The following is a 19,940-nucleotide window of genomic DNA, read 5'->3' on the forward strand; positions in this document are numbered from 1 at the left end:
GCGGCGTGTGGTCGCGCGCATCGGCCGAACGGCTGGTGCGGGGATTTTTTGGGCAGCCCGCGTGGCGGGGCGGCTACAATAGCGCCCATGTCAGATCCCCGCTTCGTCCATCTTCGCGTTCACTCCGAATTCTCGATTGCCGACGGCATCGTGCGCATTGACGACATCGTCAAGGCGGCAGCCGCAGACGGTCAGGGCGCGCTCGCGCTCACCGATCTCGGCAACGCATTCGGCCTCGTCCGTTTTTACAAGGAAGCCCGCGGCAAGGGCATCAAGCCGATCGCCGGCTGCGACGTCTGGATCGCCAATCCGGACGACCGCGACAAGCCGTCGCGGCTGCTGCTGCTCGTCAAGGACAAGGTCGGCTACCTGAATCTCTGCGAGCTGCTGTCGAAGGCGTGGCTCACGAACCAGTACCGCGGCCGTGCGGAACTCGACGCGAGCTGGCTCGACGGCGAGCTCGCGCAGGGGCTGCTCGCGCTGTCGGGCGCGCAACAGGGCGATATCGGGCTCGCGCTTGCCGCGGGCAACGAAGAAGCCGCGCGCCGTCACGCCGAGCGCTGGGCGAAGGTGTTCCCGGACGGTTTCTACATCGAACTGCAGCGTTATGGCCAGCCGGGCGCCGAGGCGTACATCCAGCAGGCCGCGACGCTCGCCGCGGCGCTGCAGCTGCCGGTCGTCGCGACGCACCCGACGCAGTTCATGACCGACGACGATTTCACCGCGCACGAGGCGCGCGTGTGTATCTCGGAAGGCGACATCCTCGCGAACCCGCGGCGCCAGAAGCGTTTCACGACCGACCAGTATTTCCGCACGCAGGACGACATGGCCGCGCTGTTCGCCGACCTGCCGTCGGCGATCGCGAACACGGTCGAAGTCGCGAAACGCTGCAACCTGAAGCTCGAGCTCGGCAAGCCGAAACTGCCGCTGTTCCCGACACCGGACGGCATGTCGCTCGACGACTACCTGGTCCAGCTGTCGAAGGAAGGGCTCGAGACCCGCCTCGCGCAGTTGTATCCGGCCGAAGCCGAGCGCGACGCGCAGCGCGACACGTACTACAAGCGCCTCGAGTTCGAGTGCGGGACCATCACGAAGATGGGCTTCCCGGGCTACTTCCTGATCGTTGCGGACTTCATCAACTGGGCGAAGAACAACGGCGTGCCGGTCGGCCCGGGCCGTGGCTCGGGCGCCGGTTCGCTGGTTGCGTACGCGCTCGGCATTACCGACCTCGACCCGCTGCGCTACAACCTGCTGTTCGAGCGATTCCTGAATCCGGAGCGCGTGTCGATGCCCGACTTCGACATCGACTTCTGCCAGCACGGCCGCGATCGCGTGATCCAGTACGTGAAGGAGAAGTACGGCGCGGACGCCGTGTCCCAGATCGCCACCTTCGGCACGATGGCCGCGAAGGCGGCCGTGCGCGACATCGGCCGTGTGCTCGACCTCGGCTACATGTTCACCGACGGCATTGCGAAGCTGATCCCGTTCAAGCCGGGCAAGCACGTGACGATCGCCGACGCGATGAAGGAAGAGCCGCAGCTGCAGGAGCGCTACGACCACGAGGACGAAGTGCACCAGCTGCTCGACCTCGCACAGCGCGTCGAAGGGCTCACGCGTAACGTCGGGATGCACGCGGGCGGCGTGCTGATCGCGCCCGGCAAGCTGACCGATTTCTGCCCGCTGTACACGCAGGGCGACGAAGGCGGTGTCGTCAGCCAGTACGACAAGGACGACGTCGAAGCCGTCGGCCTCGTGAAGTTCGACTTTCTGGGTCTCACGACGCTGACGATCCTCGATTGGGCCGAGCGCTACATTCGCCGCCTCGATCCGTCGAAGGCCGACTGGTCGCTCGCGCAGGTGCCGCTCGACGATCCCGCCTCGTTCCAGATCCTGAAGAAGGCCAACACGGTCGCAGTGTTCCAGCTGGAAAGCCGCGGGATGCAGGGCATGCTGAAGGATGCGCAGCCCGACCGCTTCGAGGACATCATCGCGCTCGTGTCGTTGTACCGTCCGGGCCCGATGGACCTGATTCCGAGCTTCTGCGCACGGAAGCACGGCCGCGAGAAGGTCGAGTATCCCGATCCGCGCGTCGAACCCGTCCTGAAAGAGACCTACGGCATCATGGTCTATCAGGAGCAGGTGATGCAGATGGCGCAGATCATCGGCGGCTACTCGCTCGGCGGCGCGGACTTGCTGCGCCGCGCGATGGGCAAGAAGAAGGCCGAGGAGATGGCCGAGCACCGCGAGATCTTCGCGGCGGGTGCGGCGAAGAACGGCCTCACACGCGAGAAGTCCGACGAAATCTTCGACTTGATGGAGAAGTTCGCGGGCTACGGCTTCAACAAGTCGCACGCGGCCGCCTATGCGCTGCTCGCGTACTTCACCGCGTGGCTGAAGGCGCACCATCCGGCCGAATTCATGGCGGCCAACATGACGCTCGCGATGGACGACACCGACAAGGTGAAGATCCTGTTCGACGATTGCGTCGTGAACAACCTCGCCGTGCTGCCGCCCGACATCAACCAGTCACATTACCGCTTCGAGCCGGTCGCCGAAGCCGACGGCAAGCGCTCGCGCACGATCCGCTACGGCCTCGGCGCGGTGAAGGGCAGCGGCCAGAACGCGATCGAGGAAATCCTGCGCGCCCGCGAGGAAAAGGCGTTCACCGACCTGTTCGATTTCTGCGAGCGGATCGACCGGCGCGTCGTCAACCGCCGCACGGTCGAGGCGCTGATCCGCGCCGGCGCATTCGATTCGCTGAATACGAACCGTGCGCAGCTGATCGCGTCGGTGCCGCTGGCGATGGAAGCGGCCGATCAGGCCGAGGCGAACGCGATGCAGGCCGGCCTGTTCGACATGGGGGCCGAGTCGCCGCACGCGCATGCGCTCGTCGACGAGCCCGCATGGGACGACAAGCGCCGCCTGCAGGAAGAGAAGGGCGCGCTCGGCTTCTACCTGTCCGGCCACCTGTTCGACGCGTATCGCGACGAGGTGCGCCGCTTCGTCCGGCAGAAGGTCGGCGACCTGAAGGAAGGGCGCGACAAGATCGTGGCCGGCATCATCGCGTCGCTGCGCACGCAGATGACCCAGCGCGGCAAGATGCTGATCGCGCTGCTCGACGACGGTTCGGGCCAGTGCGAGATCACGATCTTCAACGAGCAGTTCGAGGCGAACAAGGCGCTGTTCAAGGAAGACGAGTTGCTGATCGTGCAGGGGCAGGCGCGCAACGATGCGTTTACCGGCGGCATCCGCTTCACGGCCGATACGGTGATGGATCTCGAGCGGGCACGCAGCCGCTATGCACAGGCCGTGCGGCTGACGATGAACGGCAACGCCGACGCAGTCGCGCTGCGCCGCGTGCTCGAGCCGCACGTATCGAAGGACGACCCGGCCGCCGCGCCCGCGGTTGAAGCGCCTGCGCCGCGCGGCGGCGGGCGCGATGGCGGTCGCCGCCCGCAGGCGCCGCTGCCGAACGGGCTCGCGGTGCAGGTCCACTACAGCAACGCGCGGGCACAGGGCGAAATGCGTCTCGGCGACGCGTGGCGCGTGAAGCCGAGCGACGTGCTGCTCGCGGAACTGCGCGCGGCGTTCGACGGCAGCTCGGCCGAAATTGTCTACTGAATGTCATCCGGTTCGAATTCCTTGAGGGCATCTTGAGCGTCAAGCCTACTCTTAGCAAACCCCTGGGCGGCGAAGACGCGTCGTCGCCCGTGGTCGTCGCACGCCGTTTGTGGCCTTACCTGAAGCCGCTCGTGTGGGTGATGGTGGCCGGCGTCCTCGCGATGGCCGTGGTCGCGGCAACCGAAGCCGGGATCCCGGCGCTGCTCAAGCCGCTGCTCGATCGCGGCTTCGGCACCAAGGGCGACGTGAGCGCGAAGCTCTACGTGCCGATCGCGGTCGTCGGTCTCGCGCTCGTGCGGGCCGCCGCGCAGTACGCGTCCAACTACCTGCTGCAATACGTATCGAACCGGATCCTGCTCGATTTGCGGATCCAGATGTTCGACCGGATGATCCACACCGGCGTGTCGTTTTTCCAGCGCGAGACCGCGAGCACGGTGATCAACGCGGTCGTCTTCGAGGTCAACCAGGTCCTGAACGTCCTGCTGGGCGTGCTGATCACGCTCGTGCGCGATTCGTTGACGGTGCTCTTTCTGCTCGGCTACCTGTTCTACCTGAACTGGCGCCTCACGCTGATCGTCGCGGTGCTGCTGCCGTGCATCGGCTGGCTCGTCGGCAAGATCAACCGGCGCCTGCGCCGGCTGAACCGCGAGCACCAGATGCTGACGAACCAGCTCGCGTACATCGTCGAGGAAACCGTGGGCGGCTACAAGGTCGTCAAGATCCACAACGGCGAGCAGTACGAAATCGGCCGCTTCAACGAGCTGAGCCGGCGCCTGCGCGGCTATTCGATGCGGATGATCGTGTCGGGCGGGCTCGCGCAGCCGCTCACGCAGTTTCTTGCGTCGATCGCACTGGCGGTCGTGCTGACGATCGCGGTCGTGCAGTCGTCCAACGACCAGACGACGGTCGGCGGTTTCGTCGCGTTCGTCACCGCGATGCTGCTGATCATTTCGCCGCTCAAGCACCTGATGGACGTGAACCAGCCGCTGCAGCGCGGGATGACGGCGGCCGAGCTGATCTTCGGCCTGATCGACGAGCCGCGCGAGCCCGAAGGCGGCGGCAAGCCGCTCGAGAAGGCGACGGGCCGGATCCGGTTCCGCGACGTGTCGTTCGCGTACGGCGCAGGTACCGGCAAGCCGACGCTCGATCGCGTGTCGTTCGACGTCGCGCCCGGCGAGATGATCGCGCTCGCGGGCCCGTCGGGCAGCGGCAAGACGACGCTCGTCAACCTGTTGCCGCGATTCTTCGATCCGACCTCCGGCGAGATCCTCGTCGACGGCGTTGCGTTGCCCGAGTACCAGCTGCGCGACTTGCGCGGCCAGATCGCGATGGTGAGCCAGGATGTCGTGCTGTTCAACGACACGATCGCGAGCAACGTCGCGTACGGGCAGACGCCCGACCGCGAGCGCGTGATCGCGGCGCTGCGCGCGGCGAACCTGCTCAGCACGGTCGAGGCGATGCCCGACGGGCTCGACACGCTCGTCGGCGACAACGGCATGCGCCTGTCCGGTGGCCAGCGCCAGCGCCTCGCGATCGCCCGCGCGATCTACAAGGATGCGCCGATCCTGATTCTCGACGAAGCGACGTCGGCGCTCGATTCCGAATCCGAGCGCCATGTGCAGGCGGCGCTCGAGACGCTGATGAAGGGCCGTACGACGCTGGTGATCGCGCACCGGCTGTCGACGATCGAGCGCGCGGACCGGATTCTCGTGATGGATGGCGGCCGCATCGTCGAGAGCGGCAACCACGCGGAGCTGCTCGAATCCGGCGGCCTGTATGCGCACCTGCACCGGATCCAGTTCCAGCAGGAGGCCGGGTGAGCGTCGCGCCGGTTCGTATCGCGGGAGTGCCGCGATGAAGATCGGCCTGTCGGCCAATGCGTTGAAACACGGCGGCGGCCTCGAGCGCTACGCGATCGATATCGCACGAGGAATGGCGGCGGCGGGGGTGACGCCGGCGTTCTTCGCGCGGTCGATCGATGCGTCGATTCCCGAGGCGCGGCTCGTCGAGCCGCATCGGATCGACGTGTCGTTCCTGCCCGGCAAGCTGCGCGACGAATGGTTTTCGTGGCGGCTGCGCAGTGCGCGGCGCGCCGCGAACGTCGATGTCCTGATCGGCTGCAACCGGGTCGTTGGCGCCGAGATCGCGATTTGCGGTGGCACGCATCGCGGCTTCCTGCGCGCGATCGGCCGGGCGCCGGGCTATTTCGACCGGCGCCAGATCGCGCTCGAGAGTCGGCAATATGCGGCCGCGCGCTACGTCGTCGCCCATTCGCAGATGATGCGCGACGAGTTGCGCACGCTGTACGGCGTTGACGATGCGAAGATCCGCATGCTGTATCCGCCGGTCGACGCGCAGCGCTTCACACCGATCGGCGACAGCGACCGGGCGGCGTTGCGGCGCCGCTTCGGGTTCGACGAGCGCGAGGTCGTCCTGCTGTTTCCATCGAGCAGTCACGTGCGCAAGGGCCTGCCGCTGATCGAGGCCGCGCTGAATGGCACGGACGCGTCGATCGTCGTCGCGGTGGCCGGCCGGCCACCCGAGCGGACCTCGGCGCAACTGCGTTACATCGGCTACGTGAAGGACATCGAGGACGGCTACCGGGCAGCGGATTACACGATCCTTGCATCGAAATACGAGCCGTTCGGGCTGGTCGGCATCGAGTCGGTCATGTGCGGCACGCCGGTGATCCTGCCGCCGACGCTGGGTTGCCACGATGTGATCGCGGAGCATGCGAAGCTCACGTTCGCGGCGGACGATGTCGATGCGCTGCGCGCGGTGCTGGCGACGGCGGCGAGCGGGGCGCAAGCCGTCGACCGGGCGGCCGTCGCACACGATGCGGTGGGATACGACCCGGGCGTGCGCCATCATGTCGAGCAGTTGCTCGCACTGGCTCGCACGGCCCGCGGGAGTACGTCGGCGTAACGGCATCCCGGCCACGCGATGGCCAGCCTGTCGGCTGGCTTTCAGTTCGGAAGTGCGAGGGGGCGATGGTATACTCTGGCGGCCTGTTTACCGGCTGGAGGCCGGTGTTTGGCGGCCCGGCTCGCGATTTCCGCTCCGGTGCGCCGAACGGGTTGCCCGGCGGCGCGATTTGCCCCGCGCAAGCACTTACTCAATCCACAATGATCATGACGATTCGTGTGACGAATTGGCCGTTCGTCAGGCTGATGCTCACTGCGAGTCCTGCCATCGAGACGCCCGCCGTAAACCGATGAGCCGTTTTCCCGGACGTATCCACATCTTCGCGCGGGCTCTGCCGAGATTGCTGTTCAAGCCGCTGCGGCGCAGGCCCTTGCAGCCGGCGAGCATTTTCGTCGCGCATCACCTGCTGCTCGGCGATACGCTGTTGCTGACACCGTTGCTGGCGAAGTTGCGCGAACAGCATCCCGCCGCGCGCATCGTGCTCGCATGTCCGAAGGCGGTTGCACCGCTGTACACCGGCGAACCGTTTGGCGTAGAGGCATTGGCCTTCGATCCGCGCGATCCCGTGTCGGTGCGCCGGCTGCTGGCGTCGGGGCCTTACGATCTCGGCATCGTTGCGGCGGACAACCGCCACAGCTGGCTCGCGCTCGGCGCGGGGTGCCGCTGGATCGTCGCGCATGACGGCGATTCTCCGGCCTGGAAGAACTGGCCGGTCGACGAGTGCCGCCCCTATCCCGACGAGCCCGCCGCATGGGGGGATCTGACCGCCGACCTGATCGACGGTCCGTCGCCGCGCACGTACCGGCCGGGTGACTGGCCGGCGCCGGCCGCGAGCACCGAGCTGCCCGCGGTGCTTCGCGAGCGGCCGTACGTGGTGCTGCATCCGGGCGCGAGCACGCTGGTCAAGCGCTGGCCGGTCGAGCGCTGGCGCGACCTGGCGGCCGACATCGAGGCGGCCGGCCATCGGGTGGTGTGGAGCGGCGGCAAGAGCGAAGCCGAACTGATCGACGAGATCGGGCCGCACGCCGGGCAGTCGAACTTTGCCGGGAAACTCGGCCTCGCGGATCTCTGGCACCTGTATGCGGCCGCACGCGCGGTCGTCTGCCCCGATACGGGCGTCGCGCATCTCGCGCGATTGATCGGCGTGCCGACCGTCGCGCTGTTCGGGCCCGGCAGCGCGGTTGTCCACGGTGCCGGGCGCTATTGGCGCGACGTTCCGTTCGTCGCCGTGACGATTGCGGACATGCCGTGCCGCGATCAACCCTATATTTTCCGGCGCCACGTTCGGTGGGTCCGGCGATGTGACCGCGACGCCACGACGTGCGTCGCGTGGCATGACGGCTGCGCGGCGTGTATGAGCGGGCTGTCGGTAGACGCGGTGCGCAATGCGCTGCAACAAGTTCTGGTGCAAGTTCGATGACTGTTACTACGGCGCGTATCGAGCGTCTTTTATGGATTGGCTGCCCCGTCCTGATGTTCGCGGTCATGTTCGGGCACCTGGCGGCGTTCGTGAACAGCAGCATGGCGCTGATCGGTATCGCGCTGGTCGCGGCCGCCTGCGCGCGCGGGCGGCCGGCATTGTTCCGGTGGCCGTTGTTCGTCCCGATCGTCGCCTGGGCGGCGTGGAGTTTTGCCGCCGTGCGCTGGTCGATGTTTCCGGACGTCAGCAGGCACGCGTGGTTCGACGAGGTCGTGTATCCGCTGCTGTCGTTCTGGGGCTTCTGGTTGTTCGGCACGCGGGTCGAACGCGCGGAACGCATCACCCTGGCCGTGTGGCTTGCGTGTGCGCTGCTCGCCGCGATCAGCGTGATCTACTGGGGCAAGCTGCAGCCGCCGACCCCCTTGACCATCCCGATGCGCTTTTATGCGCGAGTCGGCCATACGAGTACGCTCGCCGCGTTTGCGATGGCGCTGTTCTGTGCGTTCTTCGTGTCGAAACGCGGCTGGCGCTGGGCCGGCGTGACGGGCATCGTGCTGTGCGTGATGGTCGGGCTTGCCACCCTCAACCGCTTCTTCTGGCCGGCCGCCGCAGTCACGTTGCTGATCGGCCTGTTCCCGCTGTACCGGCACCATCTGCTGCTGGCGGTGCTGGCTGTGGCCGTCGTCGGTGTCGGGGCCGTCGGCACCCTCGAAATCAGCGCACGACTGCGCTATCACGATGCGCCGCCGCCGCTGGCCGCGTCGCGCGACATCTCGATTGCCGGTGTACGGCTCTATGTGCCGCCGGGCATGACCGGGGTCGGCGACACGTTGTCGTCGGACACGCGGCCGAAGCTGTGGAAGTTCTACGAAGAGCAGGGCAGCCGCCACGAATGGATCGGCATCGGTTTCGGCAAACCGCTGCCGGGCATGGCTTACCGCAGCGAGATGCCGCCGGAGTTGCTGGCACTCGAACCGCAGGCGCTCACGCACGCACACAATCTTTTCCTGAACACGTGGCTGCAGGCCGGGCGCATCGGCCTGGCGCTGCAGGTGCTGTTGCTGGCGACGCTCGTCGTCGCATTCTGGCGCTTGAGGCACGTTGAACCGTCGATCGCGGCGGGCGGCATCGCGCTCGTCGCCGGCATGGTCACGAAGAACCTGGTGGACGATTTCATGTGGCAGACGACGATCCTCGCATTCTGGGCATTTGCCGGGCTGCTGCTCGGGTATGGCGAGCGACGCGCCGGCGTGCGCCGGGCGCAGCCGGGGAGCGGCTCGTGAGCACCGTGCGGAGCCGCGCGCAAGCGGCCACGCCGAGCGCGGACGGCAAGCCGGTGCGGTTGCTGTTCCATATCGACGACTTCGGGCGGGGCGGCACCGAAACCGCGCTGGTTTCATGGCTGAACGCGCTGGACCGCCGCCAGTTCGCGCCCGCGTTGTCGGTTGCCTTTCCGACCGACGATCTCGATGCGCTGCGACGCAGCGGCGCGATTCCCGCCGACGTGCCGGTCCACGTGCTGGCGCACGCGCGCTGGTCGCATGTCCTGCATCAGGTCGAGCGCCGCCGCCGGTTGCGCTTCGGCGAGAAGCTGATGCACAAGCTGATGACGCACGCGGCGATCCGCTCGCTCGTCGCGCGTCGCTTCCTGCGGTTGGCGGCCGACTTCGACGTCGTCTGCGATTTCGACTTCTCGCTGCGGCGGATCGCCGGTCGCGGCGCTGCGCCCTGGTTCGGCGTGAGCCATTACAGCTTCGTCGCGCGCTTCGGCAACAAGAGCCGCGCGTACATGGCGCGGCGCACGCGACAGTATTCGCGCTATGCGGCGATCGCGATGCTCACGCCCGCGATGCGGCGCGAGGCCGAGGAGATCTTCGCGGGGTCGGGTGTGCGGATCGCCGATCTGCCGAACGTGATCGACGTGAACGCGATCCGTCGCCACGCCGATGCCGAATTCGAGCGGCCGGCCGGCCGGTTCGTCGTGTCGGTTGCCCGGCTCGACGAAGGGCAAAAGGATCACCGCACGCTGCTGCGTGCGTATGCGCAATGGCGTGCGCGCCGGCCCGATGCCGCAGCGCTGGTGCTGGTCGGAGACGGCCCGGATCGCGCGATGCTCGAACGGCTCGCGGTCGAGCTGGGCGTTCGCGACGCCGTCCATTTCGTCGGCTATTGTGCGAATCCGTTCCCGTACGTGCGGGCGGCCGATGCGCTGGTGCTGAGCAGTCGCTACGAAGGATTCGGCATGGTGCTGGGCGAGGCGATGGCGCTCGGTACGCCGGTCGTTTCGACGGATTGCCCGACCGGGCCGCATGATCTGCTGGACGGGGGCGACGCGGGGTTGCTCGTGCCGGTCGGGGACGTCGACGCGATGTCGGTCGCGCTCGAGCGCGTGTCGACCGACGCGACGCTGCGCGCCGCGCTGGTGCAGCGCGCGTCCGACAAGATCGCCGGCTTCGACGTGCCGGCGGCGAGCGGGCGCATGGCGGCGCTCGCCGAGGCGCTGTGCGCGCCGCGCTGAGATGCGCCGCGTGCTTCGTTTTGCAGCGATTTCGCTAGAATGACAAGCTGTTCCCAGACCGTTCCTACCGTGACCGTTCCCCTCAGGCTCGATACGCCGCCACGCAGCATTCTCGTTTCCTGTACGCGCCGGATCGGCGACGTATTGCTGGCCACGCCGCTCGTCCGCTCGCTGAAACGCCGCTGGCCCGATGCGCAGATCGACATGATCGTGTTCAAGGGGACCGAGGGCGTGCTCGAGCACAACCCCGACATCCGTCGCGTGATCGTCGTCGCGCAGCGCGCGAAGCCGCGCGAGCGCCTCGCCGACGCACTGCGTGTCTGGCGTCGCTACGATCTCGCCTGTGCGGCGATCGGCTCCGACCGGGCGCGCTTCTATGCGTGGTTCGGCGGCCGCCGGCGCGTCGGGCTCGTCGATCCCGCGCGCGTGACGAGGCTGATCCGCTTCATGCTCGACGGCATCGCACTTGATCGCCACGGCGACGTGCATACCGTGACGAGCAGTCTTGCGATCGCCGAGGCGCTCGGCGTGACGCCCTGCGCGGAGGTCGTCGCACCGGGTATCGGCGCCGATCCCGAGCGCGTGGCCCGGTTCGACGCGATGCTGCACGCCCCGGGCGGGTTGTCCGGCGAGCGGCCGTTTATCGTGCTGCATCCGTCGCCGATGTTCCGCTACAAGCAATGGCATGAGGACGGCTGGGTCGACCTGATCCGCTGGGCACGCGGGCGCGGCTTCGACGTCGCGCTGACCGGCGGCCCGGCGCCTGCGGAGGCAGACTATGCGCGCCGCATCGTCGACGCGGCGCAGGAGCCGGTCGCCAATTTTGTCGGACGCCTGACGTTCGGCGAAACGGCGGAACTGATTCGTCGCGCGCGCCTGTTCGTCGGGCCCGATACCGGCGCAACCCACGTCGCCGCGGCATGCGGCACGCCGACCCTCGCGCTGTTCGGACCTTCCAATCCGGTGCGCTGGGGTCCGTGGCCGGCGAACTGGCCGGCGCACGACGAGCCGTGGCCGCTGCGCGGGTCCGGTCAGCGCGGCAACGTGTACCTGATGCAGGGCGAGGGCGACTGCGTGCCGTGCAAGCTCGAAGGGTGCGATCGCCACCTGGAAAGCTGGAGCCGCTGCCTGACGGAGCTCTCGTCGCAGCGTGTGATCGAGGTCGCGGCGGCGCTCGTCGATGGCCGGCCGGCCGTCGAGGCGCCGCGTACGTCGGTCATCGACACATCGTCGCTGACGCGCGACCGCTGAAGGATCGCGAGGCGTCCGGCTTCAGCGGCCGGACGGCGGCGTACTGTCGTGCGCCAGCTTCAGGAAGCGGTAGTAGACCGTTTCCGCGTTGAATACCGCGATCATGAATCCCGCCCGGCCGTCGAGGAACCCGCGCCGCAGCAAGTAGGTGCGGACGAATGCCCACAAGCCCCGCCGGATGGCCTTGCCGATGCCGGCGCGTTCGCCGGCCGCGCGCCGCTGGCGTGCGCCGGCGCTCGAGTACGCGTCGAGCTTTCGCAATACCGATTCGATGTCGTCGTACGAATAGTGGAGCAGCTTGCCGTCGAGTCGTGCGGCAGGGCCGTCGTACACGAGGCGCTCGTGGACGAGGTCGTCGGAGAAGCGCGCCGCGCTGCGCCGGAACAGACGCGGAATCCAGTCCGGGTACCAGCCGCTATGGTGTACCCAGCGCCCGCAGAAGGCCGACAGCCGGTCGATGGCATAGATGTCGGCCTGCGGCGCGCGCAGCGCCGCGCGGATCGATGCGGCCAGTTCGTCCGACACGACTTCGTCGGTGTCGATCGACAGCACCCAGTCGGTCGACAGTGCCGCGAGTGCGCGATTCTTCTGCGGGCCGAAGCCCGGCCAGTCGGCGGCGACGATCACCCGAGCGCCGTGCGCGCGGGCGATCTCGACGGTGTCGTCGGTGCTGCCGCCGTCGACGACGACGATGTCGTCCGCGAAGGCGAGTGCGTCGAGGCACTGTGCGAGCCGGCGGGCCGCGTTGTGGGCGATGATGGCGACGCCGAGCGTAGGTTCAGCCATGAAAAATCGTACGGATCGAAGGTGAGCGAGAGTATACCCGCTGCCTCGTGCGTGAAGCCGCGCGACTGGCGGGCCTGGCGAGGTGTGCTAGCCTTGTACGGCCGCGGCGTCATCCCGGCGCCGACGGTTCGACGGGAGGTGGATGATGGTAACAAAGCACCCGATTCTTGCCGTTTTGTTCGTGGCCGCCGCGTTGGCGGCGCCGACGTTAGCCAGTGCACAACAGGACGACCAGGTGCGCGATCATGGCAATGGCCATGCGTACGGTCATGACAAGCACGACATGCGCAAAGGGTCCGGCCGCGTTGAAGACGTACCGCCGCGCTGGGCCGACCAGCCGCGCCGCGAGTGGCACAAGGGCGACCGGCTGCCCCCCGAATTCCGTGATCGCCAGTACGTGATCGACGACTGGCGCGGCTATCACCTGAGCCAGCCGCCGCGCGGCTATCAATGGGTCGGCGTCGGCGGCGATCACCTGCTGGTGCAGATCGGCTCCGGCATCGTGCTGAGAATCGGCGACTGATCCTGCCGATCGCCCGGTACGTATCGCGATGCCGCGATGCGTGCCGGGCAGCCGCGTTACTTTGCCGCTGCGCGGCGAAACCAGCGGCGCTCGATCTGCGCCATCATCCAGCACACGCCCAGCGCGCACACGGTGCCGAGCGTCACTTCGCCGAGCCGCATCAGCGGAATGTCCCACAGCGGGCCGTTGCCCGGAAACAGCAGCACGATCGTCGCGGTCACGCCGCCGAGCCGTGCCGCGCTGCCCACGTTCAGACACCAGCAGCAGACGATCACGACCGCGACGGTGATCGCATACGCGACCAGGCGGTCGCCGCCGAGCGCCGCGCCGGCGAAGCCGAGCACGCCGCCGACCATCGCACCGATGAACTGGTCGCGCGACAGCGACATCGTGTCCGAGTAGTTGTGCTGCGTCACGGCGATCGCGGTGATCGCCGCCCATACGGCCTGCTCGGTGTGCAGTGCGCGGCCGATCACATACGCGAGGCACGCGCCGCACACGGCCTGCAGCGCCATCAGCCCGCCTTGCGCGAGCCGCTCGCTGAATGACAGCCCTTTGAACAGATCGAAGATCGACTGCTGGATCTGCTGGCGGGCTTCGTTGAGTGTCCTGATCGTATCCATCATGCGTTGGCCAAGAAGCGGGTAACGGTGGCGCGCGGGCCTCAGTGCGCCTGTTCGGGCGAGGCGGCGGCCCGTTCGTCGGCGGCCGCGTCGCCGTTCTCGACGCGTGTTTCCGGCATCACGAGCCAGACCAGCAATACCGCGAGCGCGCCCGCGGCGGCAAGCCCGAAGAAGCTGACCGCGTTGCCGAAGTGATCGGCGACGTAGCCGGCCGCGGCCGTGCTGAGTGTCGCGCCAATCCCGGCCGCGAGCCCGAACAGCCCGATGCACAGGTTGTAGCGACCCTTGCCGCCCGCGACGTCGGCCGCGATCAGCGGCAGCATCACGCCGAACACCGCCGCGCTGATGCCGTCGAGCATCTGCACGGGCACCAGCAGGTACGGGCTGCTCACGCCGGCGAACAGCAGCGCGCGCACCGGCAGTGCCGAGAAGCCGAGCAGCAGGATTGGCCGGCGCCCCCAGCGTTGCGCGGAGCGGCCGACCCACGGCGACAGCATCGCGACGATCGCCTGCGGCACGATGATGCACGCGGCGATCACGAGCTGCACGTTCTCGCCCATCCCGGCCGTGACTTCGCCGGCCGCGAGGTTCAGCATCGCCGCGTTCGACAGGTGGAACAGCACCACGCACGCCGCGAAGATCAGCATCCGGCGGTCGCGCAGCAGTTCGAGCAGCGTTTCGCGTTCGCCGGCTTCGTCGTGGTTGTCGTGCTCGTCGGGCTTCGACGACTGCGGAATCACCTCGTGCGTCGGCTGGATCATCGCGAGCGCGAACAGCGCGGGCAGCGCCAGCACGGCGGTCAGCCAGAACACTGCTCGCGCGGAGAAGTATTCGCCGGTGAGTCCCATCAGGCCCGCCGCGACTGCGCTGCCGATCGACGCCCAGCGTGCGTTGCGGCCGAGCCGGTCGCCGAGGTCGGCGCGGCCGACGAGCGAGAACGAGATCGCGGCCATGGCCGGCACGAGCATGCAGCTTGCGAAGCCGTGGAACACCTCGGCGGCGATCACCGGCACGATCGTCGGGCTCGACGCGAGCAGCACCGCCGACAGGATGATCGCCGCGATGGCCCACGCGGCCGCGCCTTTCTTGTTCTTCAGCGCGTCGACGGCCGCGCCGCCCGGCACCTGGCTGACCATCGCGCTGATCGTGCCGATCGACAGCACCATGCCGATCTCGCCCTGCGTCCACTTGTGCGACGCGAGGTAGGACGCGATGAACGGACCGAACCCTGTTTGAACGTTTGCAACGAAGAAGTTGAGCCAGTCGAGGGACCGGAGACTGCGTACGCTGACGGAATGCTTGATCGTCATCGGGTCGCACTCGCAGACGAAGCCGGCATCGGTGCCGGGGTAACGGGCGGGTAGACCGCGACGATCGGCTTGTCGGCCGCGTAGGGCGGCGACGCCTTGATCTGTGCGTCGTTCAGGTCGAGCTGCGGGCGCAGCGCCTTGTCGCGCGTGACGAAGCGCAGCGCGCCCCAGCTCGCGGCGATCGAACGGCGGTCGGTGTTGACGAGGCCGCCGAGGTCGAGCACGACAGCCTGCGGCTGCGCGGCGCGATCGATCAGCACGTCGACGACGCGGCCGATCTTCGTGCCGTTCGGGCGCTCGACGTCGCTGTCGAGCAGCGCGAGTCTCGTTGCGGGCGAGGCCGCAGCCGAACCCGACAGCGGCACGGCCTTGGGCCGTGCGGCCGGCGGCAGGTCGCCCGACGGCACGTCGAGCACGATCGGCTCCTGTTTGCCGCCCGGGGTGAAGCGGAACACGTTCCACGGGAAGATGACCTTGCGGTCGCCGACGCCCATGAAGCCCTGCAGGTTGACGATCATCTCGCGCGGCTTGCCGCTCGCGTCGGTCACCATGTCGACCGCGCGGCCGATCACTTTGCCGTTGCGTCGCGCCACTTCGCTGTCGAGCAGCGCATGGATCTGGGTGCGGTCGAGCGGGCGCGTCGCGACGATCGGCGCGGGCGGAGGCGGCGGCGGTGTCGGCGATTCGGGCCGCTGCACGGGCTTCGGCCGCGTGACTTCGTGGTGCGGCTTCTTCGGCGCTTCCGGTTCCTCCGGGCGCGTTGGGGCCGGCATGGGCGGCATCGTCAGCGGTTCGCCGGCGGTTTCCTCGACGGGCTCGACGAGCGCCTCGCTGATCGGCGCCGGCGGATTCTGGACCGGCAGCAGCCCGCAGCCGGACAGCAGCGCGGCGGCGGCGAGAATCAGGAAGACCGTCGAGGACGGAAACGACTTGCGGGATGCGGGAAACGGAAGTCCGCCGCTCATTGACACTCACTCCATGGGTCGGGGGCGGCCCGAGGGCACGCGGCTGGCGATGGATGGCGGGTGCGGGCGGCGCACCACGCGAGGTGAGATTTTAACGTGTCTTGCTTTCAGGACCGATTTCGATGGCTTGCTGGAGGCGAACTGTCGGGAAAAGGTAGGGATCGCGGGGAGGGGGAAGCGGGCAGATGCGGGTCGAGGTTGAGGCTTCCGCAGAGGCAGAGGCAGAGGCAGAGGCAGAGGCAGAGGCAGAGGCAGAGGCAGAGGCAGAGGCAGAGGCAGAGGCAGAGGCAGAGGCAGAGGCAGAGGCAGAGGCAGAGGCACGGCGCCCGATCATCGTCGACGATGCGGGCGCCGTACCTGCCGGCCGCTTATTTGACCAGCGCGCCGAGCGTCGTCGTTACGGGCGCGAGCACGCCGCCGCCGGTCTTCGAGAGCGCGCCGCTGCCGCTTCCGGCCGTCAGCCCCGCGACGGGCGAGCCGCCGGCCGCGCCCGACACCGCTCCCGTCACGGTGCCGACCGCCGACGTAAGCGCACCGGCCGGGTTGCTGCCGCCCGTCGCGCCGCTGAGTGCGCCCGTCGACAAAAGCCCCGTGACCGGCGCGAGCGGACTCGTCGCGGCGCCACCGCCGCCCAGCAGCGTCGTGCCGGCGGTGGCCACCGTGTTGCCGGTCGCAGTCACGACGTTGCCGACGCCGGTCGTCACCGGATTCCCGCCGGTTTTCGCGATCGTCGTGCCGGCGTTCGCGACGCCGTTGCCGACCGTCGTCACGAGGTTCGTGAGCGGCGCGCCGAGCGGCGTGCTCGACGCGACGGTCTGCGTGACCGAGCCGACCGTCGACGTGATCGGCGTGATCGCCGAGCTGGCGGCGCCCGTGATCTGCGCGACCGGGCCGGTGGACAGCTGAGTGCCGAGCGTCGCGCCGCCGCCGGCGAGCGTGTTGCCCAGCGTCGTGATCGCGCTGCCGACCGGCGATGTGACGGGCGCGAGCGGTGCCAGCGCCGAACCGCTGGCGCCGAGACTCGACACGACGCCGCCGGTCGCGGCTACCGCGTTGCCGAGGTTGGTGACCACGCCGCCGGTGCTCGCGACCGTCGTGCCGACCGGGTTCGACGACGCGCCGAGCTGGCCGAGCCCCGAGCCGAGGCCGGTGCCGAGCGACGTGACGGCCGCGCCGGCATCCTGCACGACCGTGCCGAGACCTTGCGTGGTCGACGCATTGGTGCCGGGCAGCGACTGGCCGGCGATCGTCGTGCCGACGCCGGATACCGCGCCGCCCGCGGCCGTCACGATGTTGCTCGACGAGTCGATCGTCTGGCCGAGCGCGTTGGCGGATGCGCCGCTGCCCGCCGAGCCGGTGCCCGAACCGCTGCCGCTGCCCGTGCTGCCGACGGTCGAGCCGCTGCCGGAACCGCTGCCCGAGCCGTTGCTCGTGCCGCCGGTCGTGGCCGTCGTGTCGCCCGAACCCGATCCTGCGCCGCCGGTGCCCTGGCTCAGCGAGCCGGAGCCGCCGCACGCGGACAGCGACATCAGCGCTGCGACGCCAGCCGCAATCATGATCATTCGGAGTCCTGCCTGATGGGTGATCGGCGTATCCATGTCTTCCTCGTATTCATTGGAGAGTGGGGTCAGGCGGCCTTCGCGTGCGCCGATGTGTCGTCGCTGCGATGGGGAAGCGGCTGGCGCATTGTTGGTTGTCTCCCTGATTGACCTGTCGCCGTGTCGCGTTTTCGCCTGTATCGGAATCCGGAACACCTGTCGGGCGGGCGGTTTGCATTCTTTCGTCTTGCTTGCCGATCGCGCCGGAAAACACCGGATTCCTGGCGATCAGAGTAGATCCGCCGATGCGAGCCGTCTTTTAATGATCGTTAAATTGAAGTAAGCGTCCGATTCACTGCGGAAATCGGGGTAATCACTGTCGACGCGGCGCGAATCGTGTGAGTGGGTGCCGCTGGCGCGGTGTCGCGCGTTGGCGAAGGGGGGCGGAGGGAGGTGCCGCGCCGGCCTGGCCCGCCGTGGCGGCGGGCAGGCGCGGGCGCTGCGGGAGGGGCGATGAAACCGGAAACTCAGGCTTCCGGATACCACGCGTCGCTGAATTCGCTGACCTTGACGTCGGACAGTTCCGGCCGTGCGGCCAGCCAGCCGCGCACGAGCTCGCGATCGGCGTCGGTCGTCGTGCCGCGCGGCGCGCCGGAAATCACGTAAGCGCCGATGCCTTCGTCCGCCGACGCGACGGTCAGCAGCCCGTTCGCTTCGACGAAGTCGATGAACGCGTCGATCAGTTCGCCGCGCTCGAGGTCGGTCATTTCGTTGCGGTAATGCGCGGTGGCGTTGAACGCGAGTTCCTGGAATTCGCCGATGTGGAGTTTCTTGCGCTGGCGGCGGTTGTGGCCTTGGCTCATGGTGTGTGGTGAATGCGAAAAGGGGAGGGTGAAAGGGCGGCGGCGGGTGCCGGCGCGACATGCGCGGGCGACCCGGGTGCCGCATCGAAGCGCCGCGCGGCGATGCCGGCGGCGGATGGACGGAACGTTACATCAGCACGATATCGTACTGCTCCTGGCTCAGGTTCGACTCGACCTGCAGCGACACCGGCTTGCCGATGAAGTCGATCAGCATCGCGAGATGCTGCGATTCCTCGTCGAGGAACAGGTCGATCACCTGTTGCGCGGCGATCACGCGGAATTCGCGCGGGTTGAACTGCCGCGACTCGCGCAGGATCTCGCGCAGGATGTCGTAGCACACGGTGCGCGACGTCTTCACCTGGCCCTTGCCCTGGCAGGTCGGGCACGGCTCGCACAGCACGTGCGCGAGCGATTCGCGCGTGCGCTTGCGCGTCATCTCGACGAGCCCGAGCTGCGAGAAGCCGTTGACCGTCACGCGCGTGCGGTCGCGCGACAGCGCCTTCTTCAACTCGGACAACACCGCGTCGCGATGCTCGGCGTTCTCCATGTCGATGAAGTCGATGATGATGATCCCGCCCAGGTTGCGCAGCCGCAGCTGCCGCGCGATCGTGTGCGCGGCCTCGAGGTTGGTCTTGAAGATCGTGTCGTCGAAGTTGCGCGCACCGACGTAGCCGCCGGTGTTCACGTCGATCGTCGTCATCGCTTCGGTCTGGTCGATCATCAGGTAGCCGCCCGACTTCAGGTCGACGCGGCGCGACAGCGCGCGCTGGATCTCCGTCTCGATGTTGTACAGGTCGAACAGCGGCCGCTCGCCGGTGTAGTGGTGCAGCTTCGGGCTCACGGCCGGCGTGAACTCGCCCGCGAATTCCGAGAGGCGCTGGTAGGTCTCGCGCGAATCGACCTGGATGCGCGTCGTGTCGTCGTTCGCGAAATCGCGCAGCACGCGTTGCGCGAGATCGAGATCCTGGTACAGCAGGCTCGTCGCCGGCAGCCGCTGCGCCTGCGCGACGATCGTCGCCCACGTCTTGCGCAGGTATGTGACGTCGCCCGCGAGCTCGTCGGAGGTGGCATCCTCGGCGATCGTGCGCACGATGTAGCCGCCTTTCTCGTCCGCCGGGATCACGGCCGTCAGACGCGCACGCACGGCCTCGCGCTCGGCCTCGCTCTCGATCTTCTGCGAGATGCCGATATGCGGCTCCTGCGGCAGATAGACGAGCGTGCGGCCCGCGATGCTGACCTGGGTCGACAGCCGCGCGCCCTTCGTGCCGATCGGATCCTTGATCACCTGGACCATCAATGTCTGGCCCTCGAACACGATCTTCTCGATCGGCTGGTGCGGCGCGCCCGACTGCGGCTCGCCCGCGAGGCGCGGATGCCAGATGTCGGCGACGTGCAGGAACGCCGCACGTTCGAGGCCGATGTCGATGAACGCCGACTGCATGCCGGGCAGCACGCGCACGACCTTGCCGAGATAGATGTTGCCGACCCGCCCGCGCGACAGCGTGCGCTCGACGTGAAGCTCCTGCACCGCGCCTTGCTGGACGAGTGCGACCCGCGTTTCCTGCGGCGTGAGGTTGATCAGGATTTCTTCGTTCAT

15 protein-coding genes are annotated in these 19,940 nt (G+C 68.1%); 8 read left to right on the forward strand and 7 right to left on the reverse strand.

The features are described 5' to 3' along the window. The first annotated feature begins 87 nt into the window (after positions 1-87). The 7 genes from dnaE to QZM67_RS27995 all read left to right on the forward strand — a co-directional run bounded on the left by dnaE (position 88) and on the right by QZM67_RS27995 (position 11,735). Positions 88-3,621, forward strand: coding sequence for a DNA polymerase III subunit alpha (gene dnaE / locus QZM67_RS27965; RefSeq protein WP_301808377.1), 3,534 nt, complete (start codon positions 88-90; stop codon positions 3,619-3,621). A gap of 32 nt (positions 3,622-3,653) precedes the next feature. After that, positions 3,654-5,441, forward strand: coding sequence for a lipid A export permease/ATP-binding protein MsbA (gene msbA / locus QZM67_RS27970; protein ID WP_301808380.1), 1,788 nt, complete (start codon positions 3,654-3,656; stop codon positions 5,439-5,441). 34 nt (positions 5,442-5,475) lie between these two features. Next, on the forward strand, positions 5,476-6,546 hold the full coding sequence (locus QZM67_RS27975; RefSeq protein WP_301808383.1) for a glycosyltransferase family 4 protein: 1,071 nt from the start codon (positions 5,476-5,478) through the stop codon (positions 6,544-6,546). A 289-nt stretch (positions 6,547-6,835) separates the two neighbouring features. After that, a complete protein-coding gene (locus tag QZM67_RS27980) occupies positions 6,836-7,966 on the forward strand; it encodes a glycosyltransferase family 9 protein (protein WP_301808494.1) in 1,131 nt (376 codons plus the stop codon). 53 nt (positions 7,967-8,019) lie between these two features. Beyond that, complete coding sequence (locus QZM67_RS27985) at positions 8,020-9,249, forward strand: O-antigen ligase (protein ID WP_301808497.1); 1,230 nt, start codon at positions 8,020-8,022, stop codon at positions 9,247-9,249. Beyond that, positions 9,246-10,484, forward strand: a complete 1,239-nt coding sequence (locus QZM67_RS27990) for a glycosyltransferase (protein WP_301808385.1) — start codon at positions 9,246-9,248, stop codon at positions 10,482-10,484. The genes QZM67_RS27985 and QZM67_RS27990 overlap by 4 nt, the downstream gene beginning before the upstream one ends. A 69-nt stretch (positions 10,485-10,553) precedes the next feature. Further along, positions 10,554-11,735: a glycosyltransferase family 9 protein gene (locus QZM67_RS27995; RefSeq protein ID WP_301808388.1), complete on the forward strand. Its 1,182-nt coding sequence runs from the start codon at positions 10,554-10,556 to the stop codon at positions 11,733-11,735. Between the two features lie 21 nt (positions 11,736-11,756). On the opposite strand, the gene QZM67_RS28000 is transcribed toward QZM67_RS27995, so the two are convergent. Beyond that, on the reverse strand, positions 11,757-12,521 hold the full coding sequence (locus tag QZM67_RS28000; RefSeq protein ID WP_205824196.1) for a glycosyltransferase family 2 protein: 765 nt from the start codon (positions 12,519-12,521) through the stop codon (positions 11,757-11,759). A gap of 142 nt (positions 12,522-12,663) precedes the next feature. Here QZM67_RS28000 and QZM67_RS28005 point away from each other — a divergent pair, with 142 nt between their 5' ends. Continuing rightward, complete coding sequence (locus tag QZM67_RS28005) at positions 12,664-13,044, forward strand: RcnB family protein (protein ID WP_301808391.1); 381 nt, start codon at positions 12,664-12,666, stop codon at positions 13,042-13,044. 56 nt (positions 13,045-13,100) lie between these two features. On the opposite strand, the gene QZM67_RS28010 is transcribed toward QZM67_RS28005, so the two are convergent. The 6 genes from QZM67_RS28010 to rng all read right to left on the reverse strand — a co-directional run bounded on the left by QZM67_RS28010 (position 13,101) and on the right by rng (position 19,940). Then, on the reverse strand, positions 13,101-13,667 hold the full coding sequence (locus tag QZM67_RS28010) for an aromatic acid exporter family protein (protein ID WP_043188968.1): 567 nt from the start codon (positions 13,665-13,667) through the stop codon (positions 13,101-13,103). A 41-nt stretch (positions 13,668-13,708) separates the two neighbouring features. Continuing rightward, complete coding sequence (locus tag QZM67_RS28015; protein ID WP_301808393.1) at positions 13,709-14,977, reverse strand: MFS transporter; 1,269 nt, start codon at positions 14,975-14,977, stop codon at positions 13,709-13,711. Next, positions 14,974-15,942, reverse strand: a complete 969-nt coding sequence (locus QZM67_RS28020; protein ID WP_301808396.1) for a PRC-barrel domain-containing protein — start codon at positions 15,940-15,942, stop codon at positions 14,974-14,976. The genes QZM67_RS28015 and QZM67_RS28020 overlap by 4 nt, the downstream gene beginning before the upstream one ends. 368 nt (positions 15,943-16,310) lie before the next feature. Beyond that, a complete protein-coding gene (locus tag QZM67_RS28025) occupies positions 16,311-17,540 on the reverse strand; it encodes a collagen-like triple helix repeat-containing protein (protein WP_301808398.1) in 1,230 nt (409 codons plus the stop codon). Positions 17,541-18,007: 467 nt separating this feature from the next. Then, entirely contained in the window at positions 18,008-18,343 is a 336-nt protein-coding gene (locus tag QZM67_RS28030) for a YggL family protein (RefSeq protein ID WP_043188955.1), read from the reverse strand. 127 nt (positions 18,344-18,470) lie between these two features. Continuing rightward, positions 18,471-19,940: a ribonuclease G gene (gene rng, locus QZM67_RS28035; RefSeq protein ID WP_043188949.1), complete on the reverse strand. Its 1,470-nt coding sequence runs from the start codon at positions 19,938-19,940 to the stop codon at positions 18,471-18,473.

It is taken from the genome of Burkholderia sp. AU45251 (assembly GCF_030482905.1).
GTDB lineage: Bacteria > Pseudomonadota > Gammaproteobacteria > Burkholderiales > Burkholderiaceae > Burkholderia > Burkholderia aenigmatica.

Bases quoted from the DNA above. Each gene is read 5' to 3' on its own strand.
- QZM67_RS28000 (WP_205824196.1), bottom strand. From the start codon at position 12,521: ATGGCTGAACCTACGCTCGGCGTCGCCATCATCGCCCACAACGCGGCC.
- QZM67_RS27980 (WP_301808494.1), top strand. From the start codon at position 6,836: ATGAGCCGTTTTCCCGGACGTATCCACATCTTCGCGCGGGCTCTGCCG.
- QZM67_RS28005 (WP_301808391.1), top strand. From the start codon at position 12,664: ATGATGGTAACAAAGCACCCGATTCTTGCCGTTTTGTTCGTGGCCGCC.
- rng (WP_043188949.1), bottom strand. From the start codon at position 19,940: ATGAACGAAGAAATCCTGATCAACCTCACGCCGCAGGAAACGCGGGTC.
- QZM67_RS28010 (WP_043188968.1), bottom strand. From the start codon at position 13,667: ATGGATACGATCAGGACACTCAACGAAGCCCGCCAGCAGATCCAGCAG.
- QZM67_RS27985 (WP_301808497.1), top strand. From the start codon at position 8,020: ATGTTCGCGGTCATGTTCGGGCACCTGGCGGCGTTCGTGAACAGCAGC.
- dnaE (WP_301808377.1), top strand. From the start codon at position 88: ATGTCAGATCCCCGCTTCGTCCATCTTCGCGTTCACTCCGAATTCTCG.
- QZM67_RS28025 (WP_301808398.1), bottom strand. From the start codon at position 17,540: ATGGATACGCCGATCACCCATCAGGCAGGACTCCGAATGATCATGATT.
- QZM67_RS28030 (WP_043188955.1), bottom strand. From the start codon at position 18,343: ATGAGCCAAGGCCACAACCGCCGCCAGCGCAAGAAACTCCACATCGGC.
- QZM67_RS28020 (WP_301808396.1), bottom strand. From the start codon at position 15,942: ATGAGCGGCGGACTTCCGTTTCCCGCATCCCGCAAGTCGTTTCCGTCC.
- QZM67_RS28015 (WP_301808393.1), bottom strand. From the start codon at position 14,977: ATGACGATCAAGCATTCCGTCAGCGTACGCAGTCTCCGGTCCCTCGAC.
- QZM67_RS27975 (WP_301808383.1), top strand. From the start codon at position 5,476: ATGAAGATCGGCCTGTCGGCCAATGCGTTGAAACACGGCGGCGGCCTC.